Genomic DNA, 25031 nt, shown 5'->3' with positions numbered 1-25031 from the left:
GTCCCCTCGGCGTCTTGTTGCGCCGCAGCAAGCTAACGCCATCCGTCCACCAAATTCAATCGGCTCAACCGCGTCACACTGCCGAGCAGGACCGGATGGACGAACCGATCTTGATTCCGCCCGCGGTCTTCACCATTTCAGTGGCGGCGCACCCTAGCGTGGCGCCTGTTGCGAGGACATGACATGAACGCGCGCGTACTTGACGGCGAAATCATCACCAGCAGGCTCGACGACGTCAGGGCCTATGACGGTGTGCGCACGCGGCGGATCCTGGCCTTCATCATCGACTATTGCATCGTGGCGCTGCTCACCATTCCGTTCGCGATCCTGGTGGCCGTGCTTGGCCTTTTGACATTCGGTCTTGGCTGGGCGCTGTATTCCATCCTCGTGCCGGCGGTCGCCATTCTCTACATCTGGAACACGCTGGGCGGTCGCAACCAGGCCACATCAGGCATGAAGATGATGGGCATTCGGCTCGATCGTCTCGACGGCAGCCGTATCGACGGCCTCACCGCCGTTGTCCATTCGGTGCTGTTCTGGGCGAGCACGGTCATCCTGACGCCGCTCGTCCTCCTGGTGACGCTGTTTTCCGATCGCAAGCGCACACTGCACGACCTGCTGCTTGGCACGGTCGTCAGCCGCAGCGACCGTTGAACCGGCGTCCAACCGACGCCAACAGGCATTTGTGCGCAAATGTGAAGGGGTCCGTTCAACCCCGCCTTCACAATCCTGTTGAATTTTTCGCCAGCCAAGCCAAAGGTAGAGCGATTCGCAGGAGTGTTCCCAAGGTTCGATGACGCACCATCCGACCCAGTCGCCGCAGTTCTTCCTGACCGCGCCATCGCCGTGCCCGTATCTCGAGGGCCAGTTCGAACGCAAGGTGTTCACGCATCTGGTCGGCGACAAGGCGCCGGAGATGAACGACCTGTTGACGCAAGGCGGTTTCCGGCGCTCGCAGAACATCGCTTACCGTCCCGCCTGCGAGACCTGCCGCGCCTGCGTCTCGGTGCGCATCCTGGCGCAGGAGTTCACCGCCAGCCGCAACATGAAGCGGGTGATCCAGCGCAATTCCGATCTGATCGGCGCCATGCACGACGCGCAGCCGTCGACCGAGCAGTATTCGCTGTTTCGCGGCTATCTCGACGCTCGCCATCGCCGCGGCGGCATGTCCGACATGACGGTGCTCGACTACGCCATGATGGTCGAGGATACCCATGTCGACACCAAGGTGATCGAATACCGGCGCCGCGGCCCCGACACATTCATCACCGGCAAGGGCCAGGGCGAGCTGATCGCCGTGGCGCTGACCGACAAGATGGCCGATGGCCTGTCGATGGTCTATTCCTACTTCAATCCCGAGTTCGAGGACCGTTCGCTCGGCACCTTCATGATCCTCGACCATATCGCCCGCGCCCGGGCCATGGGCTTGCCCCATGTCTATCTCGGCTACTGGGTCAACGGCTCGCGCAAGATGAACTATAAAATGCGCTTCATGCCGCAGGAGCATCTCGGCCCGAAGGGCTGGGAACGCTACGACCACGAAGCGGTCACGCGCTGATTTTTCTTCTTACCAGATCCTGATCTAAACATTTTCAGCCGAGACGATGCTGGTCTTCCGCCCGTTGGCGGGGCGATTGCGCCGACCGGCATCTGCTCAAATCATTGCGAAAGCCGTTGCATGTCCTCTCACAATGCCCACACCAAAGGACTCCTGCTCACCGCGCTTGGCGGGCTGGCGCTGACCATCGACATTCCCCTGATCCGGCTCGCCCATGGCGAAGCCTGGACGATCCTTTTGCTGCGCACCGGCTGCACCTTCGTGGCAGGGCTGATCGTATGGGCCATCTGGCGCTCGTTCAGCAAGAATGCTCCGCAGCTGATACCCGGCTGGTCGGGGCTCGTGGTCGCCACACTCTACGGGCTCGGCGCAATCGCCTTCATCACCGCCGTCTACAACACCTCGACCGCCAATCTGGTTTTCATCCTCGCCTTCTCCACCATGTTCTCGGCGCTGCTGTCGTGGCTGTTCCTGAAGGAGCGACCGCAGCCGCTGACGCTTGCGGCAATGGCGCTGATGATCGTCGGCATCGCGATCATCGTCGGCGATTCCGTCGGCACGGGAAATCTGTTCGGCGATGTGATGGCGCTGTGTTCGGCCTTGGCGATTGCCTGCGCCATCACCGTTTCACGCGCCAGCGGCAGGGATATGGGATTCACCGCGCTGACCGGCGTCCTGCTGCCGTTCGGGCTGGCGGCGCTCATGGTCTCCAAGACCGGTTTTCAGGTGGAGGCGCCATGGTGGATCGTTTTCAACGGCGCCGTCATCATGCCGTTCGCCTTCTTCTGCCTAGCCAACGGGCCGAAATACATTTCAGGCCCGGAAGTGGCGATGTTCTATCTCCTGGAAACGGTTTTGGCGCCGGTCTGGATATGGATGATCTTTGCCGAGACGCCGTCGCGCAACAGCTTGATCGGCGGCGTGATCCTGATCGTCACGCTGGTTGCCCATTCCCTGTGGCAGTTGCATGAAGGGCGCAAGCGCCGGGCAGCGCTCGCCGTCGCTTACCCAGCCTGACTTTTCTTCGCCGGGCCGGCGACAATCTCGATCTGCGGCGGCCCGCCTTCGAGCTCGGCCGCCGCGTCGGGAACGGTGTCTTCGGCCAGTTCCACCTCGCGCAGCCATTCGCGCCAGATCGCGACCAGCAGCGCCATCAGCACCGGGCCGATGAACAGGCCGAGAAAGCCCATTGTCTTTACGCCGCCGATCAGGCCGAAAAAGGTCGGCAGGAAGGGCAATTTGATCGGTCCGCCGACCAGCTTCGGGCGCAAGGTCTTGTCGACGATGAACAGTTCCACCGCGCCCCAGATGAACAGCGCCAGACCCGCCATCGGCGAGCCGCTGGCGGCGAGGTAGATCGACACAAGCGTAAACGACAGCGGCGCGCCACCGGGGATCAGCGCCATCACGCCGGTCAATGCGCCCAGCGTCACCGGCGACGGCACCCCGGCCAGCCAGTAGGCGATGCCCAGCACCAGCCCCTCGCCGATGGCGATCACGGTCATGCCGGTGACGGTGGACGAGATCGTTGCCGGTACGACGCGCGAAATCCGCTCCCAGCGTGCCGGCAGGATGCGTTCGCCGAGGCGGTCGATCTGACCGGCAAAGTGTGCGCCGTCGCGATAGGCGAAGAACAGCGCGATCATCATGAACAGCAGCGTCAGCAACAGACCGAAGGCGCTGCCGCCGGCAGCCAGCACGCCGCGATAGATGCTGCCGATATTGGCGCCGCTGACCAGCTGGATCAGCTCGCCGATGCCGCCGGGATGGCCGAAATTGTCGATCCACTGTTCGTTCAGCCACTCGCCGACGACCGGCAGCGAGGTGATCCAGTGCGGTGTGACCGCACCGTGCCTGTTGGTTTCGATCGCCCAGCCGACCCATTCGCGGACCTCGTTGATGGCGTAGGTGCCGGCAAGCGCTATCGGCACCACCAGGAAGGCGAGGATGAACAGGATGGCGAGCGTCGCGGCGACCGTGCGGTTGCCTCCGACACCGGCAAGCAGCCGGCGGTAGAGCGGCCAGCTGGCAAAAGCAATGACGAGGGCTGCCAGCACGGGAAACAGGAACCCGTGGAAGAAATAGACGCCGGCGGCAACGATCAGCACCAACAGCCAGCGCGCCGCCGACAGCGGCGGAATGACGGCGGCTCTGAGCGGTGTCGACAGGCCGAACAGGCGCTGCTGACGTGCCGGCTTCTGGATCTTCGCTTCCTTCAAACGGTCAATTCTCCCCGGCCTACACAGCGTTTGTGGACTGTCATAGTGCCGCAATCGTGACGATAGTCCAAATGGCTGGTGAAGCTGCCAATCTCCCCCCTTGTGGGGGAGATGTCCGGCAGGACAGAGGGGGGCGCGAAGGATCGCCAGCCTGGCACCCGACATTGAAGACCCAAGAGTTGCGACCGAGTGGCGAGCCATGACCATTTGATGCGCTGGCGGGACAGCGCCCCCCTCTGGCCTGCCGGCCATCTCCCCCACTTGGGGGGAGATCAGCAGCTTCAACCAAATTTCCCCGTCCGCGGGAATCCCTTCGGCACCATCCGTCCGGCCGACGCTCTCGCGCCGATCCACTCGGCCAGCTCTTCGCGCGACCTGACGAAGGTGCGGTCAGCGGAATCCTGCCAGGACAGGCCGCTCTCCAGCGTGAAAGGTTTCAGGTCGAGCAGACCGCCATCCTTGTATTTCTGCAGGCGAACGCCCTTGCCGCGGCCCATCTCCGGAATTTCGGAGAGCGCAAACACCAGCATCTTGCGGTTCTCGCCGACAATGGCGAGATGATCGCCTGACACGGGGACGCAGGCCTTGGCCTCGTCGGGCGCCTTGACGTTCATCACCTGCTTGCCCTTTCGGGTATTGGCGACGACCTCCTCCTCCGGCACGACGAAACCATTGGCATCGTAGGAGACGAGCAGCAGCTTGCGCTTCGGGTCGTGGACGAAGGCGGTGACGATGTCCTGGTCGTTGTCCATGTCGACGATGATGCGGATCGGTTCGCCATGGCCGCGGCCGCCCGGCAGCCGGTCGGCGCCGATGGTGTAGAATTTTCCGCCGGTGGTGAAGACCAGGATCTTGTCGGTGGTCTGGGCATGGAAGGCGAGCTTGAGGCTGTCGCCTTCCTTGAAGGTGAGCGTGGAATGGTCGGCCAGATGGCCTTTCATCGCCCGCAGCCAGCCCTTTTCCGAGACCACCACGGTGACCGGCTCGCGCTCGATCATGGCGTGCGCGATGTCGGTCAGATCGTGCTCCGGCGCGTCGGCGAACTGGGTGCGGCGCTTGCCGAGTTCGGTCTCGGGGCCGAACTTGTCGCGCACCTGCGTGACTTCCCATTTGATCGTCGACCATTGCTTGGCGTCGGATGCGAGCAATGCCTCGATCTGCTTCTTCTCGGTGGTGAGACCGTCGAACTCCTTGCGGATCTCGAACTCTTCCAGCTTGCGCAGGGCCCGCAGCCGCATGTTGAGGATGGCTTCGGCCTGGGTGTCGGTGAGCGACCAACGGGCCATCATCACCTGCTTGGGCTCATCCTCCTCGCGGATGATCCTGATGACCTCGTCGATGTTGAGATAGGCGATCAGGTAGCCGGCAAGGATTTCCAGCCGCTTCTCGATCTCGCCAAGCCGATGCTTCGAGCGGCGGATCAGCACATCGCGCCGATGGTCGAGCCACTCCTTCAGCACGCCCTTCAGCGACAGGACGTTAGGCACCTTGCCCCGCGACAAAACGTTCATGTTGAGGGGAAACCGGCTTTCGAGCTCGGTCAGCTTGAACAGCGATTCCATCAGAATGCCGGGATCGACCGAACGGCTCTTCGGTACGAGCACAATGCGGACGTCCTCGGCGCTTTCATCCCTGACATCCTCAACCAGCGGCAATTTGCGCGCGATCAAAAGCTCGGCGATCTTCTCGATCAGCCTGGCCTTCTGGATGCCGTAGGGGATTTCAGTGACGACGATGCTCCAGGTGCCCCTGCCCTGATCCTCCTGGCCCCATTTGGCGCGCACGCGAAAACCGCCGCGGCCGGTCTCATAGGCCTCCAGGATGGATGCGCGGCTGTCGACGATGATGCCGCCGGTCGGGAAATCCGGCCCCTGGACGAACTCCATCAGCTTTGTCACCGGCGCGTCCGGCTGCTCGATCAGCTGCAGCGCTGCGTTGCAAAGCTCGGCGGCATTGTGCGGCGGGATGGACGTGGCCATGCCAACCGCAATGCCGGAGGAACCGTTGGCGAGCAGATTCGGGAAGGCGCCGGGAAGCACTACGGGCTCCTCGTCCTCCTCGTTGTAGGTTGGCCGGAAATCGACGGCGTCCTCGGTGATGCCGGCAAGCAAATCGCTCGCCACCTCGGTCATGCGCGCCTCGGTATAGCGCATGGCGGCGGCATTATCGCCGTCGATATTGCCGAAATTGCCCTGCCCGTCGACGAGGGGATAGCGCATGGAGAAATCCTGCGCCAGGCGCACCAGCGCGTCGTAGATCGACTGGTCGCCATGCGGATGGAACTTGCCCATCACGTCGCCGACGATGCGGGCGCATTTGGCAAAGCCCTGGTCGGGGTTGAGCCTGAGCAGCCGCATCGCATGCATGATGCGGCGATGCACAGGCTTCAGCCCGTCGCGCACGTCAGGCAGCGCCCGGTGCATGATGGTCGACAGCGCATAGGCGAGATAGCGCTCTTCCAGCGCCTTCTTCAGATCGACCGGTTCGATGTGGTCACCGCCGCCATTTTCAGGCGGCAAAATCCTTTTTCCCATGCGGCTGGACTAGCCGAGCGGGTGATTCGCGGCAAGGCGGGGCTGCGGAAATCCGCACTTTGCAGCCTTTGGGCTGACGAGGGCGGCTCAAGGTCCGACAATGGATGTGACGGACTTCATGTCCCCCCTTGCCGTCCCTGTGCAACAGCAGCGGTAGCAGTGCTGTTGCCAACCAACATCAATCTGTTACACGCCCTCTCTAAGGCAGGAGACGGTACGCAGGGGAGCCCGACCTTCATGACATATTCACCGCATCGGGCGAAGGCTCCCGCTCCGATTTGCCTTTCGCCGTGATTTTCGACAACTCTGCGGGAAAGCGCCTTTTTCCCGTCCAGTTCGTCACGGAATGGTGATGGCGTAGAATTGAGAAAACACTTTTTCAGGACTCTCTCAGGGAACTCGCGATGACAATCCAACGTTCGACACTCAAGAAACTTGCTTTTTCGACCTTTTTGCTGACGCTGCCGCTGAATGCCGCCTTTGCGCAAGACACGGCGGTTGCCGACCGACTGAAGGCCGCACTTGCCGTCCAGGGCGTCGATATCACCTGGACCGGCGTTACCGGCGACAATTCCAGCATGGTGCTGCAGGGCGTGTCGGTCAAACCGGCGGCCGAAAAGGAGGCGCTGCCGATCGGCGACGTCAAGCTCGAAGGCGTGACCGAAGCCAATGGCGGCTTCGATGTCGCGACCATCACGACTTCGGCCTTCCAGCACAGCAAGGACGGCGTCACGCTCAACCTCACCCCCTTCGTCATCCACGACGCCAACATCCCGGCTGAGGGCGCTACAGGCCCGCTCGGCTCGATGATGATCTACAAGTCGGCCGAACTCGAAAACCTGACGGTCAAGGTTGCCGACAAGACCGCCTTCTCGGTGGATGGGCTTGCTGTCCAGATCACGCCGCCGGCCGACGGCAAGGCGATGGAGTTTTCCGCCACCACGGAAAAGTTCAACGCCGACCTGACCCTGGTCGACGATGCGAAATCCAAGGAAGCCATCGAGGCCCTCGGCTACCAGAACATCTCGGGCAATATCGAAATCGGCGGCACCTGGCAGCCGAGCGACGGCAAGATGGACCTGTCGAAATACGACATCTCGGTCGAGAATGCCGGCACGCTCGGCATGACCTTCGGCCTCGGCGGCTACACGGTCGACTTCGTCAAGTCGCTGCAGGAGATGCAGAAGAAGATGGCGGCGCAGCCGGAAGGCGCCGACAATTCGGCGCAAGGCATGGCCCTGCTCGGACTATTGCAGCAGCTCTCCTTCAACAGCGCATCGATCCGCTTCGACGACGATTCGCTCACCGGCAAAGTGCTTGAGTATGTCGGCAAGCAGCAGGGCATGTCGGGCAAGGACATCGCCAACCAGGCCAAGGCGATCGTGCCGTTCGGCATGGCGCAGCTCAACAATCCCGAACTGACCGCCGAAGTGACGGCCGCGGTGAGCAAGTATCTCGACGATCCGAAGAGCCTCGAGATTTCGGCCGAGCCGCCCGCAGCGGTGCCGTTCGCGCTGATCATGGCCGGCGCCATGTCCAACCCGGCCGACCTGACCAAGACGCTGGGCGTCCACGTCAAGGCCAACGAAGACTGATCGAAGTTCGCCCCCTTCTCCCCGTCACTATACGGGGAGAAGGTGCCGGCAGGCGGATGAGGGGCGGCGCCAACGCCTGCAAATTGTAGTTCGATGCTGAACCGATTGTCAGAAGGCGCCAACTGCTAAGGCCGTTCGCCAATCGCCTGCATGCGTGCTGCCCCTCATTGTCCTGCCGGACATTTCTCCCCGTATAGAGACGGGGAGAAAGGGCAGCTTCAACGCTGCCGTCAGTCCTTCTTCACTGCCGCGACACGCAGCGACAGATCACGCAACTGCTGCGGCGAGGCTTCCGAAGGCGCGTTCATCAACAAATCGTAGGCCTGCTGGTTCATCGGGAACATGGTGATCTCTCGCAGGTTCTTGGCGCCGACCAGCAGCATGACGACACGGTCGACGCCGGCCGCCATGCCGCCATGCGGCGGGGCGCCATACTGGAAGGCGCGGTAAAGGCCACCAAAGCGTTCTTCCACCGTGGCGCGGTCGAGGCCAACCGTCTCGAACGCCTTGACCATGGTTTCCGGCAAATGGTTGCGGATACCGCCAGAGGCGATCTCGAAGCCGTTGCAGACCATGTCGTACTGGAAGGCCTTGATGCCGAGCAGGTCGTCGCCGTTGAGCGCGTCGATACCGCCTTGCGGCATCGAGAACGGGTTGTGGGCGAAGTCGATCTTCTTCTCCTCCTCGCTCCATTCGAAGAACGGGAAGTCGACGATCCAGCACAATTCGAAGCGCTCGCGGTCGACAAGGTTCAGTTCTTCGCCGGCACGCGTACGCGCGGCACCGGCGAAGGTGACGAACTTCTTCGGATCGCCGGCGACGAAGAAGGCGGCGTCGCCATCGGCAAGGCCGAGCTGCTGACGGATCGCCTCGGTGCGCTCCTCGCCGATGTTCTTGGCCAGCGGACCGGCGCCTTCAAGCTTGTCGCCTTCCTTGCGCCAGAAGATGTAACCCAGTCCCGGCTGGCCCTCGCCCTGCGCCCACGAGTTCATGCGGTCGCAGAAGGCGCGGCTGCCGCCGGTCTTGGCCGGAATGCCCCATACTTCGGCCTTCGGATCGTTGGCCAGGATGTTGGCGAAGACCTTGAAGCCGGAATCGCGGAAATGGTCGGAGACGGCCTGCATCTCGATCGGGTTGCGCAGGTCCGGCTTGTCGGAGCCGTATTTGCGCATCGCGACATCGTACGGGATGCGCTGGAATGTCTGCGTCACCGGCTTGCCGTTGGCGAAAGTCTCGAAGACGCCCCGCATCACCGGTTCCATGGTCGACAGCACGTCGTCCTGCTCGACGAAGCTCATTTCGAGGTCGAGTTGGTAGAATTCGCCGGGCAGACGGTCGGCGCGCGGGTCCTCGTCGCGGAAGCAGGGCGCGATCTGGAAATAGCGGTCGAAGCCCGAAACCATGATCAGCTGCTTGTACTGCTGCGGCGCCTGCGGCAGCGCGTAAAAGGTGCCGGGATGGATGCGCGACGGCACCAGGAAGTCGCGCGCACCTTCCGGCGACGAGGCCGTCAGGATCGGCGTCGAGAATTCGGTGAAGCCGACATCGGTCATACGCTTGCGCATCTCGGCGATGATTTTCGTGCGCGCCACGATGTTCCTGTGCAGCGTCTCGCGGCGCAGGTCCAGGAAACGGTACTTCAGGCGGATGTCTTCGGGATAGTCGGGCTCGCCGAACACCGGCAGCGGCAATTCCTTGGCTGCCGACAGCACCTCGATCTCGCGCGCAAAAATCTCGATCTCGCCGGTCGGCAGGTTGGCGTTGGTGGTGTCCGGCAGGCGCGCCTTGACCTCGCCGTCGACGCGGATCACCCATTCGCCACGCAGCGTCTCGGCCACCTTGAAGGCGGGCGAATCCGGATCGGCGACGATCTGGGTCAGGCCGTAATGGTCGCGCAGATCGATGAACAGCAGGCCGCCATGATCGCGCACGCGATGCACCCAGCCCGACAGGCGAACCGAAGAGCCGACATCGCTCTTTCTCAACTGGGCACAGGTGTGGCTGCGGTAACGATGCATTGTCATGTCAAAATTCCGGGGTGCTGGGTTGTGGCCCGAGCATCAAAGCACGGTCCAAAATTTGCGCGAAAAGCGCATGGGAGGCCGGATTTGTCAAGGCAAGCCGGGCGATCGGGCGCAGGCCCATTGTTCAAGCGAAGTGGATTTCGGCGCCCTGACGCTCGAAGTCGGCGAGGATTGCGGCCGGCGCGGTCTTTTCGACCACGAGATGGCGGATCGCCTCTGGCCTGGCGACCCGGTAGGGTGCGGCTGTGGCTAGCTTGTCGTTGGTTACAGCGATGACGATGCCTGCGCTGTTCTTGGCCATCGCCCGCTTTACCTCGGCCTCAGCCGAATCGAAGGCCGTGACGCCGCGCGACGCATCGAGGCCGCAGGAGCCGAGAACAAACAGGTCCGCGCCAAGTTGCGCGACAGCGGCAAGCGTGTCGGCGCCGACGCAGGCGCCGAGATGGCGGTCGAACCGCCCGCCCAGCACAATCAGTTCGACCAAAGCGTTGTCTGACAGGACGGAGGCAATTTCGAGCGAATTGGTGGCGACGGTCAGATCGATGTCGCGCGGGATGGCCCTGGCGATCGCGGCATTGGTCGAGCCGCTGTCGATGAACAGGGTCTGTCCGCGCGAAAGCAGTGCCACGGTCGCGCGGGCCAGCCGCGTCTTTTCTTCGACCGCATGGCCGGCGCGCAGGCCGACCGGCGTGGCCGCGAAGGGTGCGGCCGCGACCGCGCCGCCATAGACGCGGCGGCACTGCCCGGCCTTGGCCAACTCCCTGAGGTCGCGGCGAACCGTGTCTTCCGAAACGCCGAAGCGGCCTGCCAGCTCGCCGGCCAGCACCCTTCCCTCGACGGCCAGGCGATCGCGAATAATTTGATGCCGCTCATCGGTCAGCATTGCATGATCCTGTTTTCTTCATGCACGTTCTTGCACGATTTGCATGTTTGTGCAAGATGTAGGGATATCAAACAGTGACAACCGTCGACTCTCTTGCCTTGAAAGCATCGTCATGACCTTTGGCCTCCGCCTCGCTCCGCAACACCGGGTCTACGCCGGCTTTGCGATCTATTCGTTCGCCATGGGCCAAATCTTCCCGCGGCTGCCCGACATCAAGCATGCCATGGGCATAGGAGACGGCACGCTCGGGCTCAGCCTGATCGGGACGCCCATCGGCACCTTGACCGCGCTGACGCTGGCGGCGCCGATCCTGGAGCGCGTCGGCTTCCGCCGCGCGCTGCTCGGGCTGGTGCCGCTCTTGTCGGTTGTCTTTGCCATTGCCGTGCATGCGCCTGGGCCGCTTGCGCTGTTCCTGATGCTGTTTCCGGTCGGCCTGATGATCGGCAGCGTCGAGATCATTCTCAATGTCGAGGCCGACAGAACCGAATTCCTGCTCAAGCGCCGGATCATGAACCGGGCGCATTCGTTCTGGAGCATCGGCTTTTTCGGCGCCGGCCTGTTCGGCGCCGCACTTGCGCATCTCGGCATATCGCCGCAACTGCACCTGGCGATCGTCGTACCGATGGTGGCGACAGGAATAGCGCTGTTTCTCGGCGGTTACGAACCGGCGCCGAGCCGCTTCGCCGGCAATGACGAGACGGCGCCAAGGCTGGCGCGGCCGACGCTGCCTATCCTCGTCCTCGTCGCGGTGACGCTGTCGGCGATGCTGATGGAAGGCGCCAGCATCGACTGGTCGGCGATCTACATGCGCACCGTGTTCGATGCGGGCCCTTTCGTCGCCGGCTTCACAGTGGCGCTGTTTGCATTCTCGCAAGCGAGCACGCGCTTCTTTGCCGACTCCTTTGTCGACCGCCACTCGCCGAGCGTCGTGGCGCGGGTGCTGCTGGCGACGATGGCGGTCGGCGTGCTGCTTGTCTTCTTCTCGCCTGCCCCGCTCGTATCGATGCTGGGCTTTGCCTTGCTGGGCATCGGCAGCAGCGTGCTCTTTCCGCTGGCGATCTCGGCGGCAGCCCAGCGGACGGACCGCTCCGCGACGATCAATGTCGCGGCGCTGTCGCAGATTTCCTTCGTCGCCTTCCTGCTCGGCCCGCCGCTGCTCGGTTTCGTCTCCGACCATTGGGGCATCCGCTCGGCCTTCGGTATCGGCATCCCGTTCATCATGCTCAGCCTGCTGACCGCCGGCTCGCTTGGCCGAAGGGCTGCCCGGGGCAAGCCTGCGCCGGCGAGCGAAGCTTTGGCGAGGGCCGACGGAGCTTGAACGGCCGCACCTGAAGCCACACACCTGTTGGCGGCGGGACAAGCCACTGGCATTGGCCACACCGATGGTTCAGAACTGTGGAGCCACCTAAGCAACGGTTCCGTATGTCCTCCATCCGCCCGCTGATCCCGCTCCTCATCGCCGCCGGCATCCTGCTTGGCGGCAACGGGCTGCAGGGCACGCTGATCGCGTTGCGCGGCGCGCAGGAAGGGTTTTCGGCCTCCGACATCGGCCTGATGGGCACGTTCTATTTCGCCGGCTTCCTGCTTGGTTGCCTCGCAGTCACCCGCATCCTCAAGGCAGTCGGCCATGTCCGGACGTTTTCAGCGCTGGCCGCCATCGCCGCGGCCAGTACGCTGCTCCTGGTGCTGGTGATCGATCCGGTGATGTGGTGCGCGGTGCGCTTTGCCGGCGGTTTCTGCTTTGCCGGCCTGTTCACCGTCATGGAAGCCTGGCTGAACTCCGGCGTCGAAAACAAGGATCGTGCGCGGGTGCTCGCCATCTACCGCATGGTCGATATCGGCTCGGTAACCGGCGCGCAGTTCCTGATCCCGATCTTCGGCCCCGGCGGCTTTGCCATCTTCGCCATCATGTCGATGATGATCACGCTGTCGCTGGTTCCGGTGTCGCTCGGTGACCGCTCCAACCCGACGCCGCCGGAAGACGTCAAGCTCGATCTCGCCCGCGTCTGGCGGATTTCGCCGCTCGGCTGCTTCGGCTGCATCTGCGTCGGCGTCACCAACAGCGCGTTCCGCACGCTGTCGCCGGTCTATGCCGAGCAGATCGGCATGTCGGTGGCCGATGTCGTCACCTTCGTCAGCGTCGGCATCTTCGGCGGCGCCCTCATCCAGTATCCGCTGGGCTACCTCTCCGACCGCTGGGATCGGCGCGCGGTGCTTTTGGCCACGACATGCGGCGCCATGTTCGCGGCGCTGGCGCTGGTCTTCGTCGCCGGCGCCGATCCGACCCTCAATTTGATCATCGTCTTCATCTTCGGCAGCTTCGCCATGCCGCTCTATTCGCTGTCGGCGGCGCATTCCAACGACCGCGCCGACAAGGGCGAGTTCGTGCTGATCAACGCCGCCTTGATGCTGTTCTATTCCTTCGGCGCCATTGGTGGCCCCTTCGCGGCGTCCGCAGTGATGCAACATTTCGGACCGGGCGCCCTGTTTGTCTTCAGCGCAGTCGTCTACGCTACCCTCATCGCCGTCATTCTCTACCGCATGCAGGTGCGCGGCAGCGTGCCGGCGGGCAAGCGCAGCCGCTTCACGGCGCTGCTGCGCACATCAACCGTCTTCGCGCGGCTGGCGCGCAGAAATGGCGATTCCGACGGATCGGCTGATACTTGACCGAAGGGCGGCTTGACGAAAGCGCCCATGGCTGAAATTGAAAGAGAACCTTACCCGTTACTAAAAAGCGATTTGATGCACGTCATCACCACCCAAAATGAGCTCGAGTCCGTTCTCGCCGCTTTTGAAAAGTCGGATTTCGTCACCGTCGACACCGAATTCATCCGCGAAACGACATTCTGGCCGATTCTGTGCCTGATCCAGATGGCGGCGCCCGGCGTCACCGCGCTGATCGACCCGCTGGCGCCCGACATCAACCTCGCCCCGTTCTTCCGGCTGATGGCCAATGAGGCGGTGGTCAAGGTTTTCCATGCCGCGCGCCAGGACATTGAAATCATCGTCCATCTCGGCGATCTGGTGCCGCATCCGGTGTTCGACACCCAGGTCGCGGCCATGGTCTGCGGCTTCGGCGACAGCGTCTCCTACGATCAGCTGGTGCAGCGCATCACCGGCGCACGGCTCGACAAGTCATCGCGTTTCACCGACTGGCGCCACCGGCCGCTGTCCGACAAGCAGCTCGATTATGCCTTGGCCGACGTCACCCATCTGATCGACGTCTACAAGCATCTCAGCGCCGAACTGGAGCGGGAAAACCGCGCCCATTGGCTGAACGAGGAAATGGAGGTGCTGACTTCGCGCGAAACCTACGATCCGCACCCCGAAGACGCCTGGAAGCGGCTGAAGATGCGGCTGCGCAAGCCGCAGGAGCTGGCGATCGTGCAGACGGTGGCGGCATGGCGCGAACGCGAGGCGCGCGAGCGTGACGTGCCGCGCGGCCGGGTGCTCAAGGACGACGCCATATACGAGGTCGCCCAGCAGGCGCCGCGCGATGCGGCAGCCCTTGGCAAGCTGCGCACGACGCCGAAAGGCTGGGAGCGTTCGTCGACGGCTACCGCATTGCTCGGCGCGGTCAACACGGCGCTCGCTTTGCCCCGCGAAGAGATGCCGAAGCTGCCCAAGAGCTTTCAGCCGCCCGAGGGCTCCAATGCCGCCTCCGAGCTGTTGAAAGTGCTGTTGCGGATCGTCGCCGAGAAGGAAGGCGTCGCCTCGAAAGTGCTGGCGTCCAGCGACGACATCGACCGCATCGCCGCCGAGGGCGAGGATGCCGACGTGCCGGCCCTGCAGGGCTGGCGACGCGCCGTGTTCGGCGAAGCCGCACTGAAGCTGGTGCGCGGCGAAATCGGCATCAAGTTTGACAAGCGCAAGATCGCGGTGTTCGATTTGTAGACCCCCACCCCGCTCCGCTGCGCGGAGCGACCCTCCCCACAAGGGGGAGGGTAAACAACTGCCCTACACCGCTCCGAGCAGGTGCAGCGCGAACCAGATCCATGCCAGCAAGAGAATGATCGCGCCGACGTAGAAGGCGCGGCTGCGAAACCGCAGATTGTTGCTGGTGAGGTGGACCCAGGCGTGGCCATAGCGGGAAATCACGAAAATCCACATCAAGGCCAGGGTCAGATAATTGACGCCATTGGTCGCGTGCAGCGCCAGACACAGCACATAGAACAGCACCGGCAGTTCGAACTGGTTGATGAGATTGTTGGCAACCGTGACGCTCGACCCGGGCTCGGTCGTGCGCACCTTGTATTGACCGACCTTGGCCTCGCCCGATTTGACCGCGCCGTAGCGGCGCCGGCCCATCACGACATAGACGATATAGACGAGCAACACCTGCGCCAGCATCGGCCAGAAAATCGCGGTCTGGCTCATGGCGTTGCCCCTGCTCTGTGGTTCATGCCTGTGGACGCCGCTGGGCGGCAAGGATCAAGACCGCGATGACGGCGACAGGTATCGCCAGAAACGCGAATTTGGTGACGATTAGCGACGAGGCCAAGGAGAGCGAATCCGGATTGGCCGACAGCGCATCGGACAGAAGCCGCGCCACCGCAATGTTCTGGGCATAGTCGGCGCATGTGTAGGGCAGCACGATGACCAGCGCGAACAGCGCCTGAAGCTGCACCGGCATGGCACGAAAATTCTTCAGCCGCCGCCCGGTTGCCAGGATCAGGCTGACCATGGTCAGCGACAGCAGCGCCGGGAAGAGAAGGTCGAAAGTCAAATAGTGCCAGACCAGGATGATCTCGCTGCCGCGTCGGCCGAGTGCCGTCAGCCAGGCCATGCCCTCGTCGGGCGTGAACCCGCCAAGGCGCACGTCGAGCGACGGCAGGCCACCGCTCAGCCGGCGGAAATAGAAGAATTCCAGCAGCGTCATGATGATGAAAACCGCCGCGGCGGCAAAGCACAGCGCGCCGGCATGGCGCGCCAGCCGCAGCACGATCGTCGCCTGGTGGCGCCAGAGCATGTACCGCTCTGGCTGCCGGTCAGGCTCCGCCAGGATAGTTCGGGCTTTCGCGGGTAATCGTGACGTCATGGGCGTGGCTTTCACGAAGTCCGGCGTTGGATATGCGCACAAAGGTGGCGCGTTCGCGAAAATCGGCAAGGTCGCGGCCACCGACATAACCCATAGCGGCTTTTAGCCCGCCCGCAAGCTGGTGCAGCACGCCAGACACAGGTCCCTTGTAGGGCACCTGCCCTTCAATGCCTTCCGGGACCAGTTTCAGCGTGTCGCGAACCTCGGCCTGGAAGTAGCGATCGGCCGAGCCGCGCGCCATGGCGCCGACAGAGCCCATGCCGCGATAGGCCTTGAAGGAGCGGCCCTGATGCAGATAGACCTCGCCCGGGCTTTCGTCGGTGCCGGCCAGCAGCGAACCGATCATGGCCGCACTGGCGCCCGCGGCAAGCGCCTTGGCCAGGTCACCCGAATATTTGATACCGCCGTCGGCGATGACCGACACGCCTGATCTATGCGCCGTCTCGACCGCCGACATGATCGCCGAAAGCTGCGGCACGCCGACGCCGGCGACGATGCGCGTGGTGCAGATCGAGCCCGGGCCGATGCCGACCTTGACGGCATCGGCGCCGGCGTCGATCAGCGCCTGCGTGCCTTCGGCGGTGGCGACGTTGCCGGCCAGGATGCGGACGGAATTGGAAAGCTTCTTGGCCCGCGTCACCGCATCGAGCACGCGCTGCGAATGGCCATGCGCGGTGTCGATGACCAGGAGGTCGACACCGGCATCGATCAACCGCTCGGCGCGCTCGAAGCCGTCATCGCCGACGCTGGTGGCGGCCGCCGCCCGCAGGCGCCCCTGCGCATCCTTGGTGGCGTGCGGGTTGAGCTGCGACTTCTCGATGTCCTTGACGGTGATCAGGCCGACGCAATTGCCGGACTTGTCCACGACGACGAGCTTTTCGATGCGGTGCTGATGCAGCAGCCGCTTGGCCTCGTCCTGGTCGACATTCTCCTTGACCGTGATCAGGTTCTCACGGGTCATCAATTCGTAGACTTTCTGCCCCGGATCGGAGGCGAAGCGCACGTCGCGGTTGGTCAGGATGCCGACCAGGCGGCCGATCTTCTGGCCCCCGGTGCCGCCATTCTCGACAACCGGAATGCCCGAGATGGAATAGGTGCGCATCAGCGCCAGCGCGTCGGCGAGCGTGGCGTCGGGGCCGATGGTGACCGGATTGATGACCATGCCCGATTCGAACTTCTTGACCTGACGCACCTGCTCGGCCTGTTCGGCCGGCGAGAAATTGCGGTGGATGACGCCGATGCCGCCGGCCTGCGCCATGGCGATGGCGAGCCGCGCCTCGGTGACGGTGTCCATGGCGGCCGACAGGATCGGCACGTTGAGGTCGATGTCGGTGGCGATGCGGGTGCGGATGTCGGTCTCACCGGGCATGACCTCGGAATGACCGGGCTGCAACAGCACGTCGTCAAAGGTCAGCGCCAGCGCGCCGGTGGACGTTTCGATGATTTTTGCCATGGCCAGTCCTCGGATACGAAAAGCGCTGGGAGAATACAAAAAAGCGCTGGACCGAAATGGACAGCGCCGACTCGTTTCTTCCCTTTCAGGATTGGCGCTGGCTGGTAACACGTCGCGGCGCCGATGAAAAGCCGGTCGTGGCCTATTCGGCGGACTTGCCCAACAGGGCATCGAGCAAGACATGGCGCGGTGACGCGAAAGGATTGACGACCGTTACGCCGCCCCAGGTGAAGCCGTCCTGCAGATCTTCCGACAGCAGCAGCCGGCAACCGGTTTGCGAGGCAACAGACAGGATGGTCGCATCCCAGATGCCGAAATGGTGATCGGTCGCAAGATCAGCCGCGACCGTCATCACCTCCGGCGTCGTGCCGACAACCGGAAACGCGTCGCGCCAGCTCAACAGGGCGTCGCGCGCTTGTGCACGTGATCGTCCGGCCTTGCGTGTGAGAACGGTGAACAATTCGCCGAGCACTTGGACTGGAATGACGGCTGCCTCTTGCGCAATGTCGTGCAGCAGGCCGAAAACGATGTCGCGCTTCTCGGCTCCGTTGATCCCCTCGGCATAAACAAGGATGTTGGTATCGAGCGCGACCTTCACCGCTCGTCCTCGTAAAGCTCGTCGCGGCTCCAGCGCCCGGGTTCTACAACAGGCTGGCGTTCGAGGCGCGACAGCAGCGCTGTGCGCGAACGAGACGCTGCAGGGTCGGGCTGCCCTGCAGGCACGATCCGCGCCACGGGGCGCCCATGGCTGGTCACGACATAGCTCTGTCCTTCGCGGACACCGCGCAGGAGGAGCGAGAATTTGCGGTTGGCGTCGGCTGCGGAAACGGCTTCTTCCATGGCATTGTCCATATAGTAGTTATATTCACTACAGCATAGTGAACCCGGTCAATTTTCGCAAGTTCATTCAATGTGGCGAAACGCAGCGACGCCTCTTGTCCGCCCATGGTCGCACAAAAGTGACAGCAAATTAATGCGACATCGCGCCTGAGGCGTGATAACCGCCCGTTTGTATCGGCTTGCCCGCCTTTTCATTGTTTGGATTGGCCGGCAGGCACATTTAGACCAGTTCGGACGCGTTCGTTGAACCGCATCATTCCGCTCATTCTGGCGGTCGCCTTGTTCATGGAAAACATGGATTCGACCGTCATCGCGACATCGCTGCCGGCGATTGCCGTCGACATCCACACCAGCCCGATCGCGCTCAAGCTGGCGCTGACCGCCTATCTGGTGGCGCTGGCGATCTTCATTCCGATCAGCGGCTGGATGGCCGACCGGTTCGGCGCCAAGACCATTTTTCGCGCCGCGATCGGCGTGTTCATCGTCGGCTCGGTCTGCTGCGCCGTCTCCAACTCGCTGCCGGCCTTTGTCGTCTCGCGCTTCCTGCAAGGCATAGGCGGCGCCATGATGACGCCGGTCGGCCGGCTGGTCCTGGTGCGCGCGACGCCGAAGAGCGAGCTGGTCGCGGCGATGTCGTGGCTGACGGTGCCGGCGCTGGTCGGCCCGCTTGTGGGACCACCGATCGGCGGCTTCATCACCACCTATTTCACCTGGCATTGGATCTTCCTGATCAACGTGCCGATCGGCCTGATCGGCATCTGGCTGGCGACGCGCTTCCTGCCGCAAACCGACTCGATGGAGACGCCGCCGCTCGATTTCGTCGGTTTCGTACTGAGCGGGCTGGCGGCCTCCGGCGTCATCTTCGGCCTGTCGGTGGTCAGCCTGCCCTATCTGCCGCCGGCGACCGGCCTCATCACCGTGGCGGTCGGGCTGATTTCCGGCGTGCTCTATCTCCTGCATGCGCGGCGCGCCAAGAACCCGCTGCTGGCGCTGGAACTGTTCCGCAACCCGGTGTTCCGCTCCTCGGTGCTCGGCGGCTCGCTGTTTCGCATCGGCATCGGGGCGGTGCCGTTCCTGTTGCCCCTCATGTTCCAGATCGGCTTCGGGCTGACGCCGTTCCAGTCGGGCATGATCACCTTCGTCTCGGCTATCGGCGCCATCGGCATGAAATTCGTTACCGCGCTGATCTTCCGGCTTGCGGGGTTCCGCCGGGTGCTGATCTGGGGCTCGCTGATCGCCGCGGCATCGATCGCCATATACGGCCTGTTCACGCCGGAGACGCCTTACGCGCTGATGCTGGCCATATTGCTGGTCGGCGGCTTCATCCGCTCGATGTTCTTCACCGGCGTCAACGCGCTCTCCTATGCCGAGGTGTCGGCCGAAGACACCAGCAAGGCAACGCCGATCACGGCGGTGTTCCAGCAGTTGTCGATCGCGCTCGGCGTGGCGCTGGCCGGCGGCATCCTGGAAGTCTCGACCTCGATCCATGGCGGCCCGCTGATGCTCGGCGATTTCCACATTGCCTTCTTCATCGTGGCGGCAGTGTCAGCGGCGGCGTCGGTATCGTTCATGCGGCTGGCGCCGGATGCCGGCAACGCCGTGTCGGGTCATGGCCGGATGACGACGCCGAAGACACTGGAGCCGGTGAGCACGACTGGGAAGTAAGGGGCGGCGCGACGAAAATCGTCGACGTCGGCGATCCTTCACACCCCCCCTCTGGCCTGCCGGCCATCTCCCCCGCAAGGGGGGAGATCGGATATCACGCGGCTTTCGCCAATCTTGCAACTTTGAAGGAACGGCGAGGCGGGGGCGGTCGCAACTGCCAATCTCCCCGCTTGCGGGGGAGATGTCCGGCAGGACAGAGGGACGGAACGCTACGAAGCGTCTTTCACGCCGTGCCGTCTCTGCCCTTAAAATCCTTCGCCAGCAGATACAACTCCACCGACTCATCGCGCGACGCCGGCGGCTTGACGTGATGCACTGAGCGGAAGTTCTTCTTGAGCATCGACAGCAGCTCGTTCTCCGCGCCGCCCTGAAACGTCTTGGCCAGAAAGTGCCCGCCCGGCTTCAGCACCGACAGCGCGAAATCGGCGGCCACTTCGCACAGATGCATGGTGCGGATGTGGTCGGTTCGCTTGTGGCCGGTGGTCGGCGCCGCCATGTCGGACAGCACGACATCGGGGTCGCCGCCCAGCGCTTCGGCGAGCTTTTGCGGCGCCTCGGGGTTAAGGAAGTCCATCAGCAGCACCGGCGCGCCGGGCACGGCGGGCATTTCGAGATAGTCGATGCCGATGACATGCGGATTTTCTGCCGTCGACTTGGTCCTCGCGGCCGCCACCTGGCACCAGCCGCCGGGGGCCGCACCGAGGTCGATGACCTTCATGCCGGGTTTCAGCAGATGATGCTTGTCGTCGATCTCGATCAGCTTGTAAGCCGCGCGCGAGCGATAGCCATCGGCCTTGGAGCGCTGAACGTAGGGATCGTTGATGTGGCGTTGCAGCCAGCGGCGCGACGATTCTTTCAGGCCCGACTTCTTCTTGATCCGCGTTTTGAGGACACGAATGCTGGCGGAGCCCGGCTTTTCCGGCTTCTTGGTCATGACTTTTTTTCTTGTTTGAGTTTTTGCACTCGCCGAGTTGCCGCCGTTTTTCGGCGGCTTCGCGTTTCGCGAAGGGCTTCCCCCACTCCGTCGCCGCTTCGCGGCGCCACCTCTCCCCCCTCCGGAGGGAGAGGAAAGGCGCTGGTCTGCATAAGTTCGCGCCCTTCCTCTACCCCGTCGATCGGGGGAGAGGTGTCGAGCGAAGCTCGACGGAGTGGGGGTCGACCGTTCACCAAAGCAATGCGGATCATGCTCGGCCCCGCCCACTGTTGCGCCAGACGCCGTCATCGGCCATCAGCTCGCTCAAAATCCCTTCGCGTAAGCCCCGGTCGGCGACGCGCAGCCGCTCCGACGGCCACACCGCACGGATGGCTTCCAGGATAGCACAGCCGGCCAGCACCAGGTCGGCGCGGTCCGTACCGATGCACGGGTTGGCGCAGCGCTGCTGGAAATCCCAGCCGACCAGTTTTTCGACCATGCGGTCGACGCTGTCGCGGTCCATCCACAGCCCGTCGACGCGGCGCCGGTCGTAGCGTTCGAGGTCGAGATGGACGCCGGCCAGCGTCGTCACCGTGCCGGATGTGCCCAGCAGATGGAATTTCGGGCTGGTCAGCACGTGGCTCAACCGGTCGCGACCATCAAAGGATTTTAGCCGCACCGCGACGTCGTCGACCATGGCGGCAAAGATCTCGCGCGTCACCGTGCGGCCGCCAAAACGCTCGGCCAGCGAGACAACGCCGACCGGAAGCGACGTCCACGACACGATGTGGTTGGCAAGCCGCGGCGAGCGCTGGCCGGTGAGGTCGATCAGCGCGATTTCGGACGAGCCGCCGCCGATGTCGAACAGGACCACGCCTTGCGTGTCGCGCTCGACCAGCGAGCCGCAGCCGGATACAGCAAGCCGCGCCTCGGTCTGGCGATCGATGATTTCCAGCTTCAACCCCGCCTCTCGTTCGACGCGCTGCAGGAATTCCACGCCATTGTCGGCGGTGCGGCAGGCCTCGGTGGCGATCAGCCGTGCCTTGCGGATCTTGCGGTTGCGCAATTTGTCGCCGCAGATCTTCAGCGCCTCGACGGCGCGGTCCATCGCCGCCTGGCTCAGGTGCCCATTCGCCGTCAGCCCCTCGCCCAGCCTGACGATGCGCGAGAAGGCGTCGATGACGCGGAACTGGCCATGGCGCTGCGGCACCGCGACCAAAAGCCGGCAATTGTTGGTGCCGAGATCGAGCGCGGCAAACACCGGCAGTTCCTGCATCGGCGGACGATGCATTGGCTGTTCCGGTCGGGATTGTGGCGCCGAGGGCAAAGGCACCGGCGCTGGAGCGGCCGGGCCGACTGAGGCCGGCGCACTAACCGCTTCGGCCGTTGCGAGAGGGCTGTCGTCGCGCGCAAAAACCTTGCGCCCACGCCGGCGCTTGCGCCGCTTTCTCGCCTTGCCTCGCTGATGCTGGGCTTCGCCGGCCTGTCCGTTACCGGACTGAGGCCCCGCCTGGCGGGGCCGCCCGGCGGATGGGCTTGGCCCGCCTGACGGCGGCGAAGCCCTGGACACGCCCACTTCCGGCGCGCCAGCGCCGGTGTCGTGGTCTTCCACTTCAGTTCCTTCCGGCGCCGCGCGAACCGGAAAACCGGACGCAGCAGGCGCTTAAAAATTTTAAGTTGCCGCCAGAGTAGCAGCGCCGGACCGGATCACCAAGAGCAAGGGGCCAAATTTTGCCGGCTGCGTCCTGCCACGTCCCCGCTGCTTTGCAGCGTCCCGGCGTTCGCTAGCCTTTTCATCTTGCCACTGGCACGACGAATTCGCCGTTGGCGAACCGGCTGCTCACCCTTGCCGGTTGAATAGCCGGCTTCAATGAGGCATTTCTGAAATGAGGGGGAATTGGTGAATCGCGGACGTTTTAACGCCCGCCTGGGCGATGGGCAGCAACACATGACGACAACTCCATGAATTGGGGGGGCACGAATTGGAAGCGCTATCTGTGGCCGGTCATCGGTGTCGCGGCGGTCATCGGGTCGCTGTTGTTGCTGTGGCATGAGTTGCGCGGCATCTCGATCGACGATGTCTGGGACGGCATATCAGCCATCCCGACGCGCGGCTGGGTGCTGGCGGCGCTGAGCTCGGTGGTCGCCTACGCCTCGCTTGCCGGCTACGACCACATAGCGCTCTTGCATATCGGCAAAAAGGTCTCGTGGCTGTTCGTCACCTTCTGCTCCTTCACCACCTATGCGCTGTCGCACAACATTGGCGGCTCGGTGTTTTCGGGCGCCGTGATCCGCTATCGCGCCTATGGCACCAGGGGGCTGACCGGCCAGGATGTCGGCATTCTGGTGGCGATCTGCTGGATCACCTTCGTGCTCTCCAGCATTCTGGTCGGCGGCCTGGTGCTGGTGTTCGAGCCTGCGATCATCGACCGCTTTTCCGGCGCCCCGCACCACGGCCTGGCGATCGCCGCCGGCATCGCTTTGCTGATCCTGATCAGCGCCTACATCTTCGGCAGCTGGCTGCATCTGAAGCCGCTGAAAATCGCCGGCTTCCAGCTGCACTATCCGGCGCTGCCGATCGTGGCGCGGCAATTGCTGATCGGCCCGATCGAGCTTCTGGCAGCAGCGGCGATCATCTTCTTTGCTCTGCCGGCGGCCGGAAATCCCGGCTTTTTCGTCATCCTCGGCGTGTTCCTGGTCTCGTTCTCGGTGGCGCAGATCTCGCATGCGCCGGGCGGGCTCGGCGTGTTCGAGGTCGTGTTCCTCGCGGGCCTGTCTGATATGGACCCGGTCGGCGTGTTGGCGGCACTTCTGGTGTTCCGGCTGTTTTACCTGATCATCCCGCTGCTGATCGCGCTCGGCGTGGTGCTGTTCTTCGAACATTCGCAATACAGCCGGACGGAGAGCTGAGGATCATTGGGTGCGGCGCGCCACCCGGGCGTAATTGCCCCTATGAAACGCTGTGATTGAAATGCAGCTTAGGCTTGACTATTTTCCGGCGGCGGCTACAAGGCACGCGCGGCTGCTTCGGCGGCCCACCAGCGCGACAGCGCCTGCTGGGGAATAGGTTAACGGTAGACCCACGGACTCTGACTCCGTTAGTCCTGGTTCGAATCCAGGTTCCCCAGCCAAGGCACGTCATGCCCACTGACAGCCAGTACATCCTCGAACGCATCCGCCAGGGATGCGTGGAGTTGTCCGACGACGAGTTCGCCATCGACAGGCTGGCAAAATATGTCGGCAACGGGAGAATCCGCTGGCATGTCGAGTTCCGTGGGCATCGCATCGAGCTGACAACCGGCCAGATCAAGAAGCAGCCTACCTTTCGCAGGAAAATCCTCGAACAGGCCGGCGTTCTGCCGCCGCAGCGTGCCGGGGCGGACTATAGGCGATGGGCTCTCGATCTGAGGCGGAACGCCATCGAGCTTCCCTGGCGGGACAGGCCGGTCGATGCCGGTTTTGCCATCGACAGGCTGACCAGCCACGGCGATGGGCGCTGGACAGTGGAATACCAGGGCAAGGCGACAAAATTCACGACGACCAAACTGCGCAGGCAGCTCAGCTTCCGTAAACGCATGCTGGCCAAGGCCAAGGTGCTGCCGCCCGAACTGGCCCCAGCCGCTTATCGAAAGTGGATGGACTGGCTTATTCAAAACGCCACTGAGGCGGCACCACAGGCCGGCGAAATCTTGATGACGGAGAAAAGCTGGCTGGACGACCTGCCGGAGCTGGCCGGCTGGCAAGATGAGGCGCCGCCGGAAGGGACCGACTAGGGCAGCGACAGCATCTCCCATAAGGATTTATCCGCATTTTAACTAATGTAGATCATCCTTTCGGATTGTGTTCTCCCGGCTTTTGGACAGAGCAGAATGGTCGATTTCGTGGACAAGGATGACGTTCCAGCACCCGGCCCGCCCAAACGCTGGCGCGCAATAGCTTTGGCGGCACTCCAGATCGTCCCGCCGGTCATTTCATCATGGCCGGCTATTTCACCTATGTGACCTCGCACAACAAGCCGCCTGCAGACATGGCGGCGCTGGCCGTGTCGATCATGAAATCGGGCGATGCTTCTCCAGAACTGCGCGATTGGGCAGCTGGCGTTCTCCGGCAGGAGTTTGGTTGCGCCCAAGCCAGCGGCCGGCGCCGCTCATCCAAGAGATTGCCTGAGGAGGCGCCGGCCAGGCGGGCATTGGGGTACCCGCCGACGCTACATTAGCATTGGTGCATAGATGCGATATGGCGCGAACGCGGAAGGTCGGCAGCCGCGGCACTACAGCAATTTTTCCCAAGACCCGGGCCCGCAACGCTG

At 63.4% G+C, this 25031-nt stretch carries 22 protein-coding genes and 1 tRNA gene; 12 read left to right on the top strand and 11 right to left on the bottom strand.

Features of this window, described 5'->3' with window-relative positions:
- Positions 1-183: 183 nt before the first annotated feature.
- The 3 genes from AC3CCE_RS31350 (at position 184) to AC3CCE_RS31340 (ending at position 2575) form a co-directional block, all read left to right on the top strand.
- Positions 184-654 carry an RDD family protein gene (locus AC3CCE_RS31350; protein ID WP_023673020.1) on the top strand — a complete coding sequence of 157 codons (471 nt, stop codon included), beginning with the start codon at positions 184-186 and terminating at the stop codon, positions 652-654.
- A gap of 139 nt (positions 655-793) precedes the next feature.
- The gene (locus AC3CCE_RS31345) at positions 794-1558 is read left to right on the top strand and encodes an arginyltransferase (RefSeq protein WP_023682417.1); all 765 of its coding nucleotides are present in this window, start codon (positions 794-796) and stop codon (positions 1556-1558) included.
- Positions 1559-1678: 120 nt separating this feature from the next.
- Positions 1679-2575, top strand: coding sequence for a DMT family transporter (locus tag AC3CCE_RS31340; RefSeq protein ID WP_023829426.1), 897 nt, complete (start codon positions 1679-1681; stop codon positions 2573-2575).
- On the opposite strand, the gene AC3CCE_RS31335 is transcribed toward AC3CCE_RS31340, so the two are convergent.
- Complete coding sequence (locus AC3CCE_RS31335) at positions 2563-3777, bottom strand: AI-2E family transporter (protein WP_352511391.1); 1215 nt, start codon at positions 3775-3777, stop codon at positions 2563-2565. The two genes, AC3CCE_RS31340 and AC3CCE_RS31335, sit on opposite strands and share 13 nt — an antisense overlap.
- A 281-nt stretch (positions 3778-4058) precedes the next feature.
- Positions 4059-6311 (bottom strand): DNA topoisomerase IV subunit A, encoded by a 2253-nt coding sequence (gene parC, locus AC3CCE_RS31330; protein WP_352513182.1) that lies wholly within the window; start codon positions 6309-6311, stop codon positions 4059-4061.
- Between the two features lie 404 nt (positions 6312-6715).
- On the opposite strand from parC, the gene AC3CCE_RS31325 reads away from it, so the two are divergent.
- Positions 6716-7906, top strand: coding sequence for a hypothetical protein (locus AC3CCE_RS31325; protein WP_023705086.1), 1191 nt, complete (start codon positions 6716-6718; stop codon positions 7904-7906).
- A gap of 230 nt (positions 7907-8136) precedes the next feature.
- On the opposite strand, the gene aspS is transcribed toward AC3CCE_RS31325, so the two are convergent.
- Both aspS and AC3CCE_RS31315 read right to left on the bottom strand, forming a co-directional pair.
- Positions 8137-9924 (bottom strand): aspartate--tRNA ligase, encoded by a 1788-nt coding sequence (gene aspS, locus AC3CCE_RS31320; RefSeq protein ID WP_023682421.1) that lies wholly within the window; start codon positions 9922-9924, stop codon positions 8137-8139.
- Positions 9925-10054: 130 nt separating this feature from the next.
- Positions 10055-10813 (bottom strand): DeoR/GlpR family DNA-binding transcription regulator, encoded by a 759-nt coding sequence (locus tag AC3CCE_RS31315; protein ID WP_352513184.1) that lies wholly within the window; start codon positions 10811-10813, stop codon positions 10055-10057.
- Positions 10814-10925: 112 nt separating this feature from the next.
- Between AC3CCE_RS31315 and AC3CCE_RS31310 the strand changes: the two genes are divergently transcribed.
- From AC3CCE_RS31310 to rnd, 3 genes are all read left to right on the top strand, one after another.
- A complete protein-coding gene (locus AC3CCE_RS31310; protein WP_023697474.1) occupies positions 10926-12131 on the top strand; it encodes an MFS transporter in 1206 nt (401 codons plus the stop codon).
- Positions 12132-12235: 104 nt separating this feature from the next.
- Positions 12236-13480, top strand: coding sequence for an MFS transporter (locus tag AC3CCE_RS31305; protein ID WP_023750462.1), 1245 nt, complete (start codon positions 12236-12238; stop codon positions 13478-13480).
- Between the two features lie 75 nt (positions 13481-13555).
- Positions 13556-14707: a ribonuclease D gene (rnd, locus tag AC3CCE_RS31300; protein ID WP_023682426.1), complete on the top strand. Its 1152-nt coding sequence runs from the start codon at positions 13556-13558 to the stop codon at positions 14705-14707.
- Positions 14708-14770: 63 nt separating this feature from the next.
- Here rnd and AC3CCE_RS31295 read toward each other — a convergent pair whose 3' ends face one another.
- The 5 genes from AC3CCE_RS31295 to AC3CCE_RS31275 form a co-directional block, all read right to left on the bottom strand.
- The gene (locus tag AC3CCE_RS31295) at positions 14771-15190 is read right to left on the bottom strand and encodes an MAPEG family protein (RefSeq protein ID WP_023673032.1); all 420 of its coding nucleotides are present in this window, start codon (positions 15188-15190) and stop codon (positions 14771-14773) included.
- Between the two features lie 22 nt (positions 15191-15212).
- Complete coding sequence (locus tag AC3CCE_RS31290; protein WP_050588093.1) at positions 15213-15782, bottom strand: hypothetical protein; 570 nt, start codon at positions 15780-15782, stop codon at positions 15213-15215.
- A gap of 19 nt (positions 15783-15801) precedes the next feature.
- Positions 15802-17304, bottom strand: a complete 1503-nt coding sequence (guaB, locus tag AC3CCE_RS31285; RefSeq protein ID WP_023734161.1) for an IMP dehydrogenase — start codon at positions 17302-17304, stop codon at positions 15802-15804.
- Positions 17305-17446: 142 nt separating this feature from the next.
- The gene (locus AC3CCE_RS31280; protein ID WP_023673035.1) at positions 17447-17902 is read right to left on the bottom strand and encodes a PIN domain-containing protein; all 456 of its coding nucleotides are present in this window, start codon (positions 17900-17902) and stop codon (positions 17447-17449) included.
- Positions 17899-18144 carry a type II toxin-antitoxin system Phd/YefM family antitoxin gene (locus AC3CCE_RS31275; RefSeq protein ID WP_352625391.1) on the bottom strand — a complete coding sequence of 82 codons (246 nt, stop codon included), beginning with the start codon at positions 18142-18144 and terminating at the stop codon, positions 17899-17901. The genes AC3CCE_RS31280 and AC3CCE_RS31275 overlap by 4 nt, the downstream gene beginning before the upstream one ends.
- 243 nt (positions 18145-18387) lie before the next feature.
- Between AC3CCE_RS31275 and AC3CCE_RS31270 the strand changes: the two genes are divergently transcribed.
- On the top strand, positions 18388-19809 hold the full coding sequence (locus AC3CCE_RS31270; protein WP_352625393.1) for an MFS transporter: 1422 nt from the start codon (positions 18388-18390) through the stop codon (positions 19807-19809).
- A gap of 223 nt (positions 19810-20032) precedes the next feature.
- On the opposite strand, the gene AC3CCE_RS31265 is transcribed toward AC3CCE_RS31270, so the two are convergent.
- Together AC3CCE_RS31265 and AC3CCE_RS31260 are read right to left on the bottom strand one after the other, a co-directional pair.
- On the bottom strand, positions 20033-20743 hold the full coding sequence (locus AC3CCE_RS31265; RefSeq protein WP_023700576.1) for an RlmE family RNA methyltransferase: 711 nt from the start codon (positions 20741-20743) through the stop codon (positions 20033-20035).
- 247 nt (positions 20744-20990) lie between these two features.
- A complete protein-coding gene (locus tag AC3CCE_RS31260; RefSeq protein WP_023694901.1) occupies positions 20991-22334 on the bottom strand; it encodes a Ppx/GppA phosphatase family protein in 1344 nt (447 codons plus the stop codon).
- Between the two features lie 350 nt (positions 22335-22684).
- Between AC3CCE_RS31260 and AC3CCE_RS31255 the strand changes: the two genes are divergently transcribed.
- The 4 genes from AC3CCE_RS31255 (at position 22685) to AC3CCE_RS31240 (ending at position 24938) form a co-directional block, all read left to right on the top strand.
- Positions 22685-23632: a lysylphosphatidylglycerol synthase domain-containing protein gene (locus tag AC3CCE_RS31255; RefSeq protein ID WP_352625395.1), complete on the top strand. Its 948-nt coding sequence runs from the start codon at positions 22685-22687 to the stop codon at positions 23630-23632.
- A gap of 147 nt (positions 23633-23779) precedes the next feature.
- A tRNA-Gln gene (locus AC3CCE_RS31250) sits at positions 23780-23853 on the top strand.
- 9 nt (positions 23854-23862) lie between these two features.
- Positions 23863-24495 carry a hypothetical protein gene (locus AC3CCE_RS31245; protein ID WP_023682880.1) on the top strand — a complete coding sequence of 211 codons (633 nt, stop codon included), beginning with the start codon at positions 23863-23865 and terminating at the stop codon, positions 24493-24495.
- A gap of 203 nt (positions 24496-24698) precedes the next feature.
- Entirely contained in the window at positions 24699-24938 is a 240-nt protein-coding gene (locus AC3CCE_RS31240; protein ID WP_023682881.1) for a hypothetical protein, read from the top strand.
- Positions 24939-25031 lie beyond the last annotated feature (93 nt).

Source organism: Mesorhizobium sp. P160187 (assembly GCF_057766425.1).
The sequence above is the reverse complement of the archived record's forward strand: the minus strand, read 5'-3'. Positions and strand labels throughout refer to the sequence as shown.